The sequence below is a fragment of the Actinomadura fulvescens genome (genome assembly GCF_039533225.1).
Taxonomy (GTDB): Bacteria; Actinomycetota; Actinomycetes; order Streptosporangiales; family Streptosporangiaceae; genus Spirillospora; species Spirillospora fulvescens.
Genome location: NZ_BAAATD010000006.1, coordinates 188,400 through 202,601 on the forward strand (window position 1 = coordinate 188,400; position 14,202 = coordinate 202,601).

General features: G+C 68.8%; 13 protein-coding genes and 1 riboswitch. Of the genes, 2 read left to right on the top strand and 11 right to left on the bottom strand.

All coding sequences use genetic code 11. The features are described from left to right. Nucleotides 1-77: 77 nt before the first annotated feature. The 3 genes from ABD333_RS23175 to ABD333_RS23185 all read right to left on the bottom strand — a co-directional run bounded on the left by ABD333_RS23175 (nucleotide 78) and on the right by ABD333_RS23185 (nucleotide 2,877). The gene (locus ABD333_RS23175) at nucleotides 78-527 is read right to left on the bottom strand and encodes an RDD family protein (protein WP_344544046.1); all 450 of its coding nucleotides are present in this window, start codon (nucleotides 525-527) and stop codon (nucleotides 78-80) included. A 1,069-nt stretch (nucleotides 528-1,596) separates the two neighbouring features. Then, the gene (locus tag ABD333_RS23180) at nucleotides 1,597-2,280 is read right to left on the bottom strand and encodes an RDD family protein (RefSeq protein ID WP_344544047.1); all 684 of its coding nucleotides are present in this window, start codon (nucleotides 2,278-2,280) and stop codon (nucleotides 1,597-1,599) included. 81 nt (nucleotides 2,281-2,361) lie between these two features. Then, nucleotides 2,362-2,877 (bottom strand): amino-acid N-acetyltransferase, encoded by a 516-nt coding sequence (locus tag ABD333_RS23185; protein ID WP_410557024.1) that lies wholly within the window; start codon nucleotides 2,875-2,877, stop codon nucleotides 2,362-2,364. Between the two features lie 234 nt (nucleotides 2,878-3,111). Further along, a riboswitch (cyclic di-AMP (ydaO/yuaA leader) is annotated at nucleotides 3,112-3,316 on the top strand. A 3-nt stretch (nucleotides 3,317-3,319) separates the two neighbouring features. Here ABD333_RS23185 and ABD333_RS23190 point away from each other — a divergent pair. Beyond that, on the top strand, nucleotides 3,320-4,309 hold the full coding sequence (locus tag ABD333_RS23190; protein ID WP_344544049.1) for an NlpC/P60 family protein: 990 nt from the start codon (nucleotides 3,320-3,322) through the stop codon (nucleotides 4,307-4,309). A gap of 642 nt (nucleotides 4,310-4,951) precedes the next feature. Here the strand turns inward: ABD333_RS23190 and ABD333_RS23195 are convergent. Next, complete coding sequence (locus ABD333_RS23195) at nucleotides 4,952-5,182, bottom strand: LuxR family transcriptional regulator (protein WP_151559203.1); 231 nt, start codon at nucleotides 5,180-5,182, stop codon at nucleotides 4,952-4,954. Between the two features lie 562 nt (nucleotides 5,183-5,744). Between ABD333_RS23195 and ABD333_RS23200 the strand changes: the two genes are divergently transcribed. Beyond that, the gene (locus tag ABD333_RS23200) at nucleotides 5,745-6,743 is read left to right on the top strand and encodes a LacI family DNA-binding transcriptional regulator (protein ID WP_344544052.1); all 999 of its coding nucleotides are present in this window, start codon (nucleotides 5,745-5,747) and stop codon (nucleotides 6,741-6,743) included. A gap of 74 nt (nucleotides 6,744-6,817) precedes the next feature. Here the strand turns inward: ABD333_RS23200 and lysX are convergent, their stop codons facing one another. From lysX to panC, 7 genes are all read right to left on the bottom strand, one after another. Further along, nucleotides 6,818-8,308 (bottom strand): bifunctional lysylphosphatidylglycerol synthetase/lysine--tRNA ligase LysX, encoded by a 1,491-nt coding sequence (gene lysX / locus ABD333_RS23205; RefSeq protein ID WP_344544054.1) that lies wholly within the window; start codon nucleotides 8,306-8,308, stop codon nucleotides 6,818-6,820. A gap of 51 nt (nucleotides 8,309-8,359) precedes the next feature. After that, nucleotides 8,360-8,974 carry a hypothetical protein gene (locus ABD333_RS23210; RefSeq protein ID WP_344544055.1) on the bottom strand — a complete coding sequence of 205 codons (615 nt, stop codon included), beginning with the start codon at nucleotides 8,972-8,974 and terminating at the stop codon, nucleotides 8,360-8,362. Nucleotides 8,975-9,079: 105 nt separating this feature from the next. Continuing rightward, complete coding sequence (locus ABD333_RS23215) at nucleotides 9,080-9,862, bottom strand: type III pantothenate kinase (protein WP_344544057.1); 783 nt, start codon at nucleotides 9,860-9,862, stop codon at nucleotides 9,080-9,082. A 14-nt stretch (nucleotides 9,863-9,876) separates the two neighbouring features. Beyond that, complete coding sequence (gene nadC / locus ABD333_RS47560; RefSeq protein WP_410557020.1) at nucleotides 9,877-10,734, bottom strand: carboxylating nicotinate-nucleotide diphosphorylase; 858 nt, start codon at nucleotides 10,732-10,734, stop codon at nucleotides 9,877-9,879. Continuing rightward, entirely contained in the window at nucleotides 10,731-12,344 is a 1,614-nt protein-coding gene (locus ABD333_RS23220; protein ID WP_410557018.1) for an L-aspartate oxidase, read from the bottom strand. The genes nadC and ABD333_RS23220 overlap by 4 nt, the downstream gene beginning before the upstream one ends. Before the next feature lie 565 nt (nucleotides 12,345-12,909). Then, complete coding sequence (panD, locus tag ABD333_RS23225; protein ID WP_344544059.1) at nucleotides 12,910-13,326, bottom strand: aspartate 1-decarboxylase; 417 nt, start codon at nucleotides 13,324-13,326, stop codon at nucleotides 12,910-12,912. Continuing rightward, nucleotides 13,327-14,193: a pantoate--beta-alanine ligase gene (gene panC, locus ABD333_RS23230; protein WP_344544061.1), complete on the bottom strand. Its 867-nt coding sequence runs from the start codon at nucleotides 14,191-14,193 to the stop codon at nucleotides 13,327-13,329. Nucleotides 14,194-14,202: the final 9 nt, after the last annotated feature.

Sequence of the window (14,202 nt, forward strand, 5' to 3'; positions counted from 1 at the left end):
CCTGCACGCATGCCTATATCAGCGGAAAAGCCGTCAATGCCGTCACACGGTCGCGGCGGACCGCATACCAGCCGACGTCAGCGACCAGACCTCGTGTTCCTGGCACGTTTGACCACGAGTGTCCCGACAAGACGGTCATGAAGGGCCTGGCGTTGCCCTCCTTCGTACATTGCCGCCACGTTCGCGACCCAGAAGAGGCCCGCGAGAACGCCCAGGATCGCCACCGGCCTCAGCGCGATCGGGCCCGAGTACGCCACCGCGCGCTGGAAGGCACGCCACACGCCCGGTTTGCCGGAATCCATTCGTACGACCTCGATGCCGGCGAAGCGCTTGCCGATCGTGCGGCCCCACAGGGCGAGCTGAAGCCACTCATAAAGAAAGAGGACCCCGGCGACGGCCGGCGGCAAGACGATGTCGGCCTCCTGCCCGGGGAAGGCCTCCCGAACGACCATCGCGACCGGCAACCCGACCACGAGCGTGTCGACGATGCGAGCCAGCAATCTCTGCCCCGGCTCGGCGAGCTCCATCTCCGCGGCCGAAGGGACGGACGAGGCCCCTTCCCGGGAAACCGCCGCGCCAATACCGGCCGCGGCGACCTTCGGCGGAACCCCCGAAACACCCCCAGATCTCCCAGCCACATAATCGGCGGGGCGGGGCTTGGACGAGCCGACGTATTCACCGACCAAGTGCACTGAAACAACGCCCCCGCCGGGCGTAACCACCGTCCCGCCCGGCTCTTCCCAAGACTCGTCCACGGAGCCGCCGCTCCCCGAGGACACCGAAACCTCCCCCTCCAACGGCCCTGAGAACGAAGGTGACGCGTCATCTGCCCTACCCGGAGCACCGGCTAGGCCGAACGCGCCCGTCCCCTCTCCGACAAAACCAGACGGCCCAGCCGCCCCCACCCCGAACCCCCGCCCACCCTCACCAGCCCCCGACGGACCCAAATCCGCCGCAGCGGCGTCCGAGCCAGCCGCATCCGAGCCAGACAGAGCCGACTCCGGCGAGCCAGACCCGGACGGACCAGAGCTAGACGGACCCGAGTCAGGCGCAGCGGCGCCCGGCGGAGCGCAACCGGACGGACCCAAGCCGGACGCAGCCGACCCCGACGGACCGGAACCGAGCGCGCCGGAACCAGACGGACCCGGGGCAGGCGTAGCGGCATTCGGGAGTCCGGAGCCTGGCGAGCCCAAGTCAGACGGAGGCGCCTCCGGCCGGGCAGGGCCGGGTAGGCCCCAGCCGGGCGCAGCTGCCTCCTGCGAGCCGGGCAAGCTGGAGCTAGGCAGGCCCGAGTCATTCGGAACTGAGCCAGGCGTAACGGCGTCCGGCAGTCCGGAGCCAGGCAGTCCGGAGCCAGGCGAGCCCGAGCCAGAGGTAGCCGCCTGCGGTGGGCCGGAGCTAGCCGGGCCGGAGCCAGAGGTAGCCGCCTCCGGCGGGACGGAGCTAGGCGGGTCCGAGTCAGACGGACTCGGGTCAGGCGTAGCGGCATCCCGTGGGACGGAGTCAGACGGATCGGAGGTGGGCGAATCCGAGCCCGACGGAGGGGGTTTGTTGGGGGGTGGAGGGGGTTCGGACGTGGACACGGTGCTGCGCCTGTCAGGCCTCGTACTCGGCGGTCTCGTCGTACTCCGCGTACTGGCCGCGTTCGTCGATCACTAGCGTGCCCGCCATGCGGTCGTGCAGGGACTGGTGCAGGGGCTGGTCCCAGATCGCCCACAGGTAGGCCATGAGTGCGCCGGCCCAGACGAGCAACATGCCGTACGCCAGGTAGTCCCAGATCATCACCGCGAGCGCCAGAAAGACGAAGACGCCGATCTGGTAGGCGACGTTGTTGATCGCCGCCCGCCAAACCGCCTGATATGTCGTGAGCGCCTCACCGGCAGGGCGCACCTGGACCACGCCCAGCCCGAGGACGCGCTTGCCGAGCGTCCGCCCCCACATGGCCAGCTGCACCGCCTCATAAATGAAAGGCAGCACCGACAGCACCGTGAAAAGCGTGAAGATGATCGGCCAGTTCCAGATACCGCCCTCGGTGTTGGCCTTGTCCCCGGCGGTGTCGAGACCGATCACCCCGAGCGCGACCGGCAGCACGAGGGCGAAACCGAAGACCGCCACGAGCACGTAGTCGATGAGGCGCGCGCCCGCGCGGCGCAGGATCGGGGCGAGGGGGAGTTCGGCCGCTTCGGCCGTGTCGTCGTAGTACGGCTGCGACACACCGGCGGGCTGCCACTGCTGCTGCGGCGGAGGCTGGCCACCCTGCCAGTACTGCTGAGGCGGCACTTGGCCACCCTGCCAGTGTTGCCCAGGGCCCGACGCCTGCGGGTACGGCGGCCGCCCGCGATGGGGGGATTCACTCATCGGTCAGTCCTCCAGGCGAAGCAACATCCGGGTATTCCCCAACGTATTCGGCTTGACCCGGTCAAGGTCCAGGAACTCGGCCACGCCATCGTCGTACGAACGGAGAAGTTCCTCATACACCTCGGGCGAGACCGGGGTGCCCAGGATCGGCTGAAACCCGTGGCGCGCGAAGAAGTCCACCTCGAAGGTAAGGCAGAACACCCGTTCCACGCCGAGGTCCCGCGCGGTCTCGAGCAGCTTGCTGACGATGCGGTGGCCGATGCCTCGGCCGCCGTTCCCCTTCTCCACCGCGACCGAACGCACCTCGGCCAGGTCTTCCCACATCACGTGCAGCGCGCCGCAGCCAACGATCTGCGGCTCTCCCTGCCGGTCCTCGGCCACCCAGAACTCCTGCACGTCCTCGTACAGCGTCACCGTGGTCTTCCTGAGCAGCCGACGCCCCGGACCGGAGTACATGTCGACCAACCGGCGGATCTCCTGCACATCGGCGGTACGGGCTCGCCGGATCACTACTTCCACAAACAGGCGACATTATCGAACCAGCGGCCTTTACCTGGAGTGGACGCACCCTTACCGTAGGTAGCGCACGCGGGTGACTAGACAAAAACGACCACACCCCTGTCTCGGGGGTGACGTAAGCCACACTGACCCCGGGGCTATCACTCAGGGCGCACCCGCGATTTCGCATGTTCTGGTTGGCATCGAAGGCCGACTCCGTTAGTCTCCTGCGCTGACATCGGCCACCGCATCATGGTGGCCGAACCGCCGAATCCACGGGCCGCGAACCAGCGTTCCGAGGAGCCGGGAACCCACTTTCGGAGGGTTCGTGGGGATGACCCTCGGACCGACACCGACTGGGGTGAATCCGCATCCGCGCGGCTGACCGCGCACATCCGCGGAAGGGCTGCTCCGGCCCGAACCCGTCAGCTAACTCGGTAGGCGGACGAGGAGAGGAGAATGAGTGGAGCCATTGCGCCCTGCGTCCCTTTCGCGCTCTGCCCGTCTTTCACGGAGCAAGGCGGGGGCCGTCGCCCTCGCCGCCGCGATCATTGCCACCGCCGTTCCAGCGCTCCCGGCGCACGCCGACCCCGAGCCCTCCACCAAGGAGCTCAGGACCCAGGCGTACAAGCTCGCCGACCAGCTCGAGCAGCTGACCGAGCAGTACAACGGCCTCAAGGTGAAGCTCCAGCAGTCGCAGCGTGCCGCGAAGGTCGCCACTGACAACGCCAAACGCCAGGAGAAGGCGCTCGAAGGCGTCCGCGAGAAGGTCGGCAGCCTCGCCGCCACCAGCTACATGCAGGGCGGCGCCGACCCGACGGTCTCCTTCGTCGCCTCCCAGGACCCCCAGCGCCTCCTCGACCAGGCCGCTACCCTCCACTACTTCGCGACCCAGGACGGAACGCGCGTACAGGGCCTGATGCAGGCCATGCAGGCCGCACAGCGCGCGCGCAAGGCCGCCGAGGAGCGCGCCAAGCAGGTCACTCAGCTCCGCGCCCAGCTTGAGTCCCAGCGCAAGAAGGTCACTTCTCTCTACGAGAAGGTCCGTGGCCGCCTGGTCAAGAAAGACCCCACGCAGCTCTCCAAGCTGCCCGTCGTAGGTACCGGCAAGGCCGCCCAAGCCCTCCGCTACGCAATGGGCAAGATCGGCCGCCCCTACGTCTGGGGTGCCGCCGGGCCGTCCACGTTCGACTGCTCGGGCCTGACGATGTGGGCCTACAAGCAGGTGGGCATCAGCCTTCCGCACTACACCGGCAGCCAGTGGAACGCGGGCACACACATCTCCCGCAGCCAGCTCCAGCCGGGCGATCTGGTCTTCTTCCACAGCGACCTGCACCACATGGGCATGTACGTGGGCGACGGCAAGTTCCTCCACGCCCCCCAGACCGGCGACGTCGTCAAAATCTCACCCCTGGAAGGCCGCCCCTACGCCGGCGCCGTCCGCGTAGCCTGACACGACCCGCCACCAACACCACACCACCCAAGCGCCACCCCGCCCGGCGCAACACACCGCTGATGCAAGACTCCGTCTACGCAACGCTCAGCCGACGCAGCACGGCCTCCGCACAGCAACCCGTTGACGCGACACGCCACCGATGGAACACACTGCCAACGCGTCGGCACGGCGCGCCGCTTAGGCGGCGCTCCGTCTGTTCAGTCCGGCCGGCCGGGCCTACGCACCACACCACTGACGCAGCACGTCCGCCCGCGCAACACTCCACCGGCGCAGCGCGCCGCCCGGGCAGCACACCGCTGGCGCGCGGCGCTGTCGATGGGACGCGCCGCTGACGCGCCGCAGGGCATTCCGCTGGCGCTGTACTCCGGTGGCGCCTCTACGCAGCGCTCCGCCGATGTTGCAGGTCCGTGGAGAACGCGCCGCGGTGGGATCCCGCTGGCGCGGTGCGCCGCTGTGGGGCGGTTGCTGAATGGGGCGTGCTGCGCAGAACGCAACCTTCGGTAGCGCGGCGTCCCCCCGTGGCCGCCGCCTGTTGACGAACCTCGTCCGCGGCGACGCCGCCTGCAGGGACCTACCTGTCAGGACGTCGGCGTCGCCGCTGCGGGGACGGACGGAGTTCTTCTCTCGCTACCGGACTGCTCAGATGAGTTGCCTTCGGGCCGCCCACACCACGGCCTCGATAGGGGTGTTGACTTCGAGCCGATCACAGATCGTGCGCAGACGCCGCCTCAACGTCCGCGCGCTCAGCTCGAGTTTGCGTGCCGCCACATCGGCGGTGACACCGCTGGCGATCTGCGCGAGCAGCTTGATCTCCTCCTCGTTCAATCGCAGATCGTCAGTGCCACGACGTGCGAGTGTGGCCTGTTCCACTCCGTCCTCCCTCGTCCGTGGTGATGACCGCGGGGATGCAGCCGTCCGCTGCACAGGCACGGGTAGGCCTCGATCTGTACGCGTTGGGTTGCCGGGTCCGGAGCCACCGGACTTAGATCATCTATTTCCTTTTCTGTCTCGCATGCTTGGCCGGAGGTGGCCGATAGGTCGATTGCGGGGCGCCGTGCGGGAACTCCGGGTAACGATTCACTCGTTGGCCAACCGAACGAGGACAAACCTTCGGGCGCGACGGAACCGTCCACGACGACGTGGACGGCCGTGCACCGGTGGGGAACGTCTCGTGCGGGGACGGGTCATGATCGCCAGCCACTGCAGCCCCATCCCTTCTCGTCCGATCCGCCGACCCGTAAGCCAACGATGATCGTGAATCGTTTCAAGCTACGCTTCGGCTCGGAACGCTAGGCGGCCGGATCCGGCCCGTCAAGCGCCGATTGGGCACTTTGTGTGCTTGTATGGCTACCAACCGTGATGGATCTCACGGGGGCTCGCAGGCGAAGCTCGATTACCTGCGTAAACAGATCCGGGGTCGACGAGGAGTGAGTTGCCGCCCACCAGTATTCGGGAAGTCGCGAGACGTGCCGGAGTCTCAGTTGGGACCGTTTCGAATGTCCTAAACCGGCCAGATCTCGTGGCCGAAGCCACCCGTGATCGCGTACGTGCGGCGATCGAGGAACTCGGATTCGTCCGCAATGAGTCCGCCAGACGGCTCCGTCAGGCCGACGCGGGGCGTGCCCGCGCGTTCGGAATCGTCGTGGAGGACCTGACCAATCCCTACGCCACCGACGTCGCCCGCGGTGCGGAGATGGCGCTGAACGAGGCGGGCCATGACGCGCTGTGGTTGACGAGCGACCACTCCGCGGAGAAGGAGCGCCGCATCCTCGAACTGCTGGAGGAGCAGCGGGCCGCCGGCGTGCTGATCATTCCGGTGGGCCTGGGCGCGACGGAGATCGACCGGCTGCGCGCCTCGGGCATGACCGTGGTGCTCCTCGACCACTCGGCTCCCGACGTCTGCTTCGCCCAGGTCGATCATGTCGCGGGCGGGGACATCGCCGCCGGCCACCTGCTCGGCCTCGGGAGAGAACGCCTGGCGTTCGTGACCGGCCTCCCCGAGCCGCTGCCCTGTGTCGAGCGCCGCAACGGCGCGGCCCGCACGCTGGCCAAGGCCGGTGGCGGCGAGCTCGTCACGCTGACCCAGAACGCGCTGACGCCGACCGAGGGCCGCGCGGCGGCGCGGCGGCTGATGGAGCTCCCCGAGTTGCCGAACGGCGTCTTCTGCGCCAACGATCTGCTCGCCATCGGGCTGATCAACGAGTTGCTGCGGCTCGGCGTGGGGGTCCCGGAGGACGTCGCCGTGATCGGTTACGACGACATCGAGCTGGCCACCAGTGCCGCGGTCCCGTTGACCACCATCCGCCAGCCGCGCCGGGAGCTCGGCCACGAGGCCGCGGAGCTCGCCCTCGCCGAAGCCGCCGAGGGCAAGCGCCACCGCCACCGTCAGGTAGTACTAACGCCCGAGCTCGTCATCCGTGAGTCCGCCTGATGTCCCTGGAGTGAGGAGCACCTTCCACACCGGCCGTACGCCTGTGGCGATCACGGCCGGTCACCCAGGGACCGTTACTCGGGCTTGACCAGGGGGAAGAGAATCGTCTCGCGGATGTTTCGGCCGGTGAATGCCATGATCATGCGGTCGATGCCGGCGCCCATGCCGCCGGTGGGCGGCATGGCGTACTCCAGCGCCCGCAGGAAGTCCTCGTCCAGTTGCATCGCCTCGGGGTCGCCGCCCGCCGCGAGCAGTGACTGCTCGGTGAGCCGGCGCCGCTGCTCGATCGGGTCGATCAGCTCGGAGTAGGCGGTGCCCAGCTCCGTCCCGAACCCGATCAGGTCCCACTTCTCGGTGAGCAGCGGCTCCTCGCGGTGCTGGCGGGTCAGCGGCGAGGTCTCCACGGGGTAGTCCATGACGAACGTGGGCTGCACGAGGGTGTGCTCGACCAGTTCCTCGAAGATCTCTTGGACGAGCTTTCCCTGCCCCCACTTGGGGTCCCAGGAGATGTCGCGCGCGTCGGCGTGCTTGCGTACCTGCTCGATCGGCGTGTGCGGGGTGATCTCCTCGCCGAGTGCCGCCGACACCGAGCCGTACAGCGTGATCCGCGGCCACTCGGCCAGCCCGAGGTCGATCTCCTGGCCCTCGTGCACGACGACCGTGGTGCCCAGCGCCGCGACGACCGCGTTCTGGTACATCCGCTGGGTCAGGTCGGCCATGTCGTTGTAGTCGAGGTAGGTGCCGTACGCCTCCAGCATCGTGAACTCGGGGTTGTGCGTGGAGTCGGCGCCCTCGTTCCGGAAGTTCCGGTTGATCTCGAAGACCTTCTCGATGCCGCCCACGACGAGCCGCTTGAGGTAGAGCTCGATCGCGATGCGCAGGTAGAGCTCCATGTCGTACGCGTTGATGTGCGTCTTGAACGGACGCGCCGCCGCGCCGCCGTGGATGGGCTGCAACATCGGGGTCTCGACCTCGAGGTAGCCCTCGTTGTGCCAGAAGTCGCGGACGGCCCGCACGGTGGCGCTGCGTACGTGCGCCATCTTGCGTGCCTCGTCGTTCACGATCAGGTCGACGTACCGCTGCCGGACCCGCGCCTCGGGATCGGTGAGCCCGGCGTGCTTCTCCGGCAGCGGCCGCAGGCACTTCGACGTGATCGCGAACGAGTCGGCCATGACCGACAGCTCGCCGCGCCTGGACGTGATGACCTCGCCCTCGACGCCGACGTGGTCGCCGAGGTCGACGTCGCGCTTCCACGCGTCCAGCGCCTCCTGCCCCACCTTGGCCAGCGACAACATCACCTGGATGTCGCCGCTGCCGTCGCGGATGGTGGCGAAGCACAGCTTGCCGGTGTTGCGGACCAGCATGACGCGACCGGTGACGCCGACCTTCTCGCCCGTCTCGGTGCCCGGCTCCAGCTCGGGGTATTTCTCCCGGATCTCGGCGATCGTCGCCGTTCGGGGGAAGGTCACCGGATAGGGGTCGATGCCGCTCTCGCGGAGCCGGTCGAGCTTCTCCCGGCGCACCCGCATCTGCTCCGGAAGGTCGTCGTAGGTCTCGTCACTCACGGCACCAGGCTATCGAGCCGGATCGATGCCCCGCGAACGACTTGTGCATGATCACTTGAGGACGGCGTTCCCGACCTTGAACACGTACGGCTTCCGCTTGTCGGTGGAGACGTCGTAGGTGAGCGTGGCGGAGCCCTTCCACGTGCCCTTGTGGTTCGGCAGCCCGATGCGGCAACGTTGGAACATCGGCTTGGGCTTCTTGGCGTGCCGCTGCCACGCCGCGTGCCGCCAGAAGTACTGGCCGCGCTGGCAGGTGACGGTCTCCCTCTTCTTCCCACGGGTGACCGCGAACTTCAGGACGACCTCACGCTGGGACGGTCGCTTGAGGTGCGCGGGGTTGACGTTGTTCGGGCAGTACGTGACCACGAACTCGGCCCAATAATCGGTACCGCCTCCCTCGCCGCGTTCCTTGGTGAGCCGCATCTTGAGGCCGACCTTGGGGTCCTTGGACTTCGGCACCGGGATGACCCGCAGGTTCTTGGCATCGCACGGATTGGCCGCAAGCGCGCCAGCGGCCTGCGCGCCGGCAACCTGCGCGGTCGCGGTCGCGGTCGCGGTCGGAACGGGCGGAACGGGCGCGTCGGCGGTGGCGTGCGCGGCCGGGACGAGGGCACCGGCGGCGGCGGTCGCCGTGCTCACGGCGACCAGGCGCTGAACGATATTCACAACGGCTCCTGGAGGAGAACGAGAGATCACGAAGTTCGGCGATCACTATGCCGATCTTGTATCCCGTCCGGTAGGCCCCCAGGCACTACTTCCACGAAGGAGGCGTCAGGGAGTGTTGCGTTCGTAGATCAGGCGGAGCCCCACGAGGGTCAGCCAGGGCTCGAAGACGTCGATGGTGCGCGCCTCCTCCAGGACGAGGGGGGCCAGGCCGCCGGTGGCGATGACCGTGACCTGGTCGGGGTCCTCGGCGAGCTCTTCGGACATCCGCTCGACGATGCCGTCGACCTGGCCCGCGAAGCCGAAGATTATGCCGGACTGGAGGGCCTCGACGGTGTTCTTGGCGACCACGTTCCGGGGACGCTGGAGTTCGATCTTGTGCAGCTGGGCCCCGCGGACGGACAGGGCGTCGATGGAGATCTCGATGCCCGGGGCGATCGCGCCGCCGACGTACTCGCCCTTGGCGGAGACGGCGTCGAACGTGGTGGCGGTGCCGAAGTCGACGACGATCGCGGGGCCGCTGTGCAGGTGCACGGCGGCGAGCGCGTTGACGATGCGGTCGGCGCCGACCTCCTTGGGGTTGTCCATCCGTACCGGAACGCCGGTCTTGACCCCGGGCTCAACGATCACCGCGGCCACGTCGCCGTAGTAACGGCGGCACATTTCCCGCATCTCATGCAGAACCGACGGAACGGTGGAGCAAAGGGCGATGCCGCTGATATCGGTTTCGGCCAGCAGCGGGCTCTGCTGGACCAGGCCCTGGAGGACGACGGCGATCTCGTCGGCGGTGCGCCGCGGATCGGTGTTGATCCTCCAGTGTTCGATGACCTCCTCGCCCTCGAACAGGCCGAGAACGGTATGCGTGTTACCGACGTCGATGGTGAGCAGCATCAGGTCCCCGCTGGTCAGGTGAAGTCAAGGCCGATGTCGAGCACGCGCGCCGAGTGGGTCAGCGCACCTACTGCAAGGTAGTCCACACCGGTCACGGCCACGTCTCGGGCCCTGTCCAAAGTCAGTCCGCCGCTCGCCTCCAGCTCGGCCCGGCCGTTCACGAGACGCACCGCTTCGCGCATCTGATCGAACGTCATGTTGTCCAGCAGGATCGAACGGGCGCCGACCGCCAGCGCCTCCTCGACCTGAGCGAGGGTGTCGCATTCGACCTGGATGTGCAGGGACGGGTAGACGTCGCGGATCGCCCGGTACGCGGCGGTGACCGAACCCGCGGCCGCCACGTGGTTGTCCTTGATCAACGCGGAGTCGTGCAGGCCCATCCGGTGGTTGACCCCGCCGCCGCAGCGCACCGCGTACTTCTGCAGGGCGCGCAGGCCCGGCAGCGTCTTGCGGCTGTCGCGCACCTTCGCCTTCGTGCCCTCCATGGCCTCCACCCAGTGCCCGGTGGCGGTGGCGATGCCGGACAGATGGGTGAGGAGGTTGAGGGCGATCCGCTCGGCACGCAGGACGGCGCGCGTCGGCCCGTGGACAGAGATCAGTACCTGGCCCGCCACAACGTGCTCACCATCGGACGCCTTGGCCGTGTACGTGATGTCCAGGGCCTCGAAGACGACCTCGGCCACCGGGACGCCCGCGACGATCCCGTCCTCGCGCGCCGTGAAGTCCCCGCTCGCGAGGTCCTCCGGCGCGAAGATCGGCTCGCTGGTGACGTCGACCGGGCCGTCCTCGTCGAGCGCGGTCCGGACAAGGTTTTCCACAGCCTGTGGATCGAGCCCGGCGCCCGTCAGACGTCCCTGCAGTTCCGGCGTCATGTCATCTCCTCGTAGTCGGTGGCCAGGCCCTCGTCGGTGAGGCGGGTGACCAGATGGCCGCGCCAGCCCGCGTCGTCGCGTTCCGGGAAGTCCTCACGCCAGTGGCTCCCCCGGGTCTCCGCCCGCCTCCGCGCGGCCGCGACGATCGCCGTGGCCACCGTGTGCAGGTTGGTGACCTCCCAGGCCTCGACGCAAGGCGCCACGCGAGCGGCGCCGGCCGCCATCCCGGCGAGCTCCCGCTCCGCCGCGGCCAGCCCCTCGGCATTCCGCAGGACACCCGCGTACGACGTCATGATCCGCTGGATCTCACCGCGCGATGACGGGTCCAGCAGACCGCCTCCCGTGAACCTGCTTTCGGCGACGCCGCGACCGGGCACCGTGGCGATGGCCGCGGCGATCCGTTCGGCGAAGACCAGACCCTCCAAGAGGGAGTTGGAGGCGAGCCGGTTGGCGCCGTGCACACCCGTGCAGGCCACCTCGCCGCATGCGTACAGTCCCGGCACCGACGTACGCCCGTTCAGGTCGGTACGGATGCCGCCGCTGGCGTAATGGGCGGCCGGGACCACCGGGATCGGCTCCACGACGGGATCGATGCCGTGGTGGCGGCAGGCCGCGAGGATCGTCGGGAAGCGGCTCTCCCACGTGCGAGCGCCCAGGTGGCGGCCGTCCAACAGCATGTGCGACGCGCCGGACTCGCGCATCCGGGTCATGATCCCCTTGGCCACCACGTCACGCGGCGCGAGCTCGGCGAGATCATGGCGGCCGACCATGAACCGTGCACCGGAGTGGTCGATCAAGTGGGCGCCCTCACCCCGCACGGCCTCGGAGATCAGCGGCTGCTGCCCCCGCGCGCCGTCCCCGAGCCACAGGACGGTCGGGTGGAACTGCACGAACTCCAGGTCGGTGACCGCCGCCCCGGCCCGCAGCGCGAGCGCCACCCCGTCACCGGTCGAGACGGACGGATTGGTGGTCGCCGAGAACACCTGCCCCAAACCCCCGGTGGCAAGGACGACCGCAGACGCACGCACGGCGCCGACCCCGCCCGGCTGCCCCTCCCCCATGACGTGCAGCGTGATCCCGGCCGCCCGCCCTTCGTCGATGAGCAGATCGAGAACGAGCGCGTGCTCGATGACCTCGATGTCCGATTCCTTGAGCGCGGCGAGCAGAGCCCGGCTGATCTCGGCCCCGGTGGCGTCGCCACCCGCATGGGCGATGCGCCGCCGATGGTGCCCGCCCTCACGAGTGAGCGCGACCTCGCCTTCGGCCGTACGGTCGAACTCGGTCCCGACCTCGATAAGCCGCCGAACCGCCCCGGGCCCCTCCGTAACGAGCGTCCGCACGGCCCCCTCGTCGCAGAGCCCGACGCCCGCCGTCAGGGTGTCGGTGAGATGCTCCTCGGGACTGTCGTCGGGGCCGAGTGCGGCGGCGATGCCGCCCTGCGCCCACCGGGTGGAGCCCTCGTCCAGCAAGGCCTTCGTGACGAGCAGAACCCGGCCGTGCGAACGGCAACGCAACGCGGTGACAAGGCCCGCGATGCCGGAACCGACCACGACGACGTCCGCCTCCACGGTCCAGCCCGGCTCAGGGGCGGCGAGCAGTCGAGGGATCATGTGCCCTCCTCCAGGGATTCGTTCTCGTCATTGTGACATTAACCCTGGATAACCGTTACGCCCCGGGCAGCCCGAAATCACCCACCCGCACCTCCACCCCACCAACAAACCCACCCATCAAGGCCCCTGCTACGCACACGAATGCAAGCCGCACACGGGGACGAGGTGACCAATCACACACCCGCGCCACGCACAACCAAGTCCGCCGCGTGCAAGGTAGCGAGACGGGCGACTGCGACAGATGGCCCACGGCCACGCCACGCGAACGTCAACCATGCGCAAGATGGCCAGCCGCGTACGAGGCACGCCGTCGAATCGTTCGGCCGCACATCGGGTCAGCCGCATCTGCCTCGCAAGGAAAGTCAGCCGCACCCGAGGGAGCCATATGCGCGCGCGTATAGCCAGGCCCCCGCATGGCGTTGTCCTATAGGTGGCCGCCGAATGCCGTCGGGCGGCTTCGGCCTGGTCGGACTGGGCGAGCGCGAAGGGGCCCTGCGGGGGCATGAGGCTGCCGTGTGGGGGTGGGGCACGCCCAGGGGGTTGGGTGGGCGGCCGTGCGAGGAGGTTAGCCGTGGATTAGGTCGCCGCGGAGTTGGGGGGAGCCGGGGACGGGTTCGCCGGGGTCGGAGCCCAGGGAGACGATCTTGTTGTCGCGGTCGACGTGGACGACTCGGGGCTGGAAGGCGCGGGCGTCGGCGTCGCTCAGCTGGGCGTAGCTGATGATGATCACGAGGTCGCCGGGCTGGACGAGGCGGGCGGCTGCGCCGTTGATGCCGATCACGCCGGAGCCGCGCTCGCCCGCGATCAGGTAGGTCTCCAGCCGGGCGCCGTTGTCGATGTCGACGACGTGCACCTGCTCGCCCGGCAGCAGGTCGGCGGCGTCCATGAGGTCCCGGTCGATGGTGAGCGAGCCCACGTAGTGCAGGTCGGCCTGGGTCACCGTGGCGCGGTGGATCTTCGACTTGAACATCGTCCGGAACATCTAGGACTCCTTGGGGGTGCCGAACATCAAGGGAACGTTGTCGATGAGGTGGGTGGAGCCGACCCGGCCCGCCACGGCCAGGACGGCCTCGCCGGTGTGGCCGGCGAGGATCTCGGTGAAGGTCAACGGGTCGACCAAGGCCAGGTAGTCCAGCGCCAGGGGCGGCTCGGCGGAGGCCGCCTTGTCGAGCACGGCCCGGGCCGCACTGACCACGGCGGCCGGTCCGTGTCCCACCGCGTCGGCCCCGGCCTGGAGGGCCTGCGACAGTGCCAGCGCGGTCTGCCGCTCGGTTTCGGAGAGGTAGCGGTTGCGGCTCGACAACGCCAGCCCGTCGAGCTCCCGCACGGTCGGGGCACCCACGACCCGTACCGGAACGTCCAGGTCGGCGACCATCCGGCGGATCATGGCGAGCTGCTGGGCGTCCTTCTCCCCGAACACGGCGACGTCGGGACGCACCAGGTTGAACAACTTCATCACGACCGTGAGCATTCCGGCGAAGTGCCCCGGCCGGGTCTCCCCTTCCACGATCTCGCCCATCGGCCCGGGATCGATCGTGACCTGGGGCTCGCGGGGATACATCACCTCCCGCGTGGGGGCGAAGACGATGTCCACGCCCTCCGCCGCGCAGGCCTCGATGTCGTCGGCGAACGTCCGGGGATAGCGGTCCAGGTCCTCTCCCGGCCCGAACTGGAGGGGATTGACGAAGATGCTCACCGCCACGACGTCCGCCAGGCCCCGGGCCTTGCGGATCAGCGAGCGGTGCCCCTCGTGCAGGGCGCCCATGGTCGGTACGAGCGCCACGGTCCCCCGTACCCCGGAACGGACGGCCGCCAGCTCCTCACGGCTCTTGGCGATGACGGGTGTCACCAGGCCCCC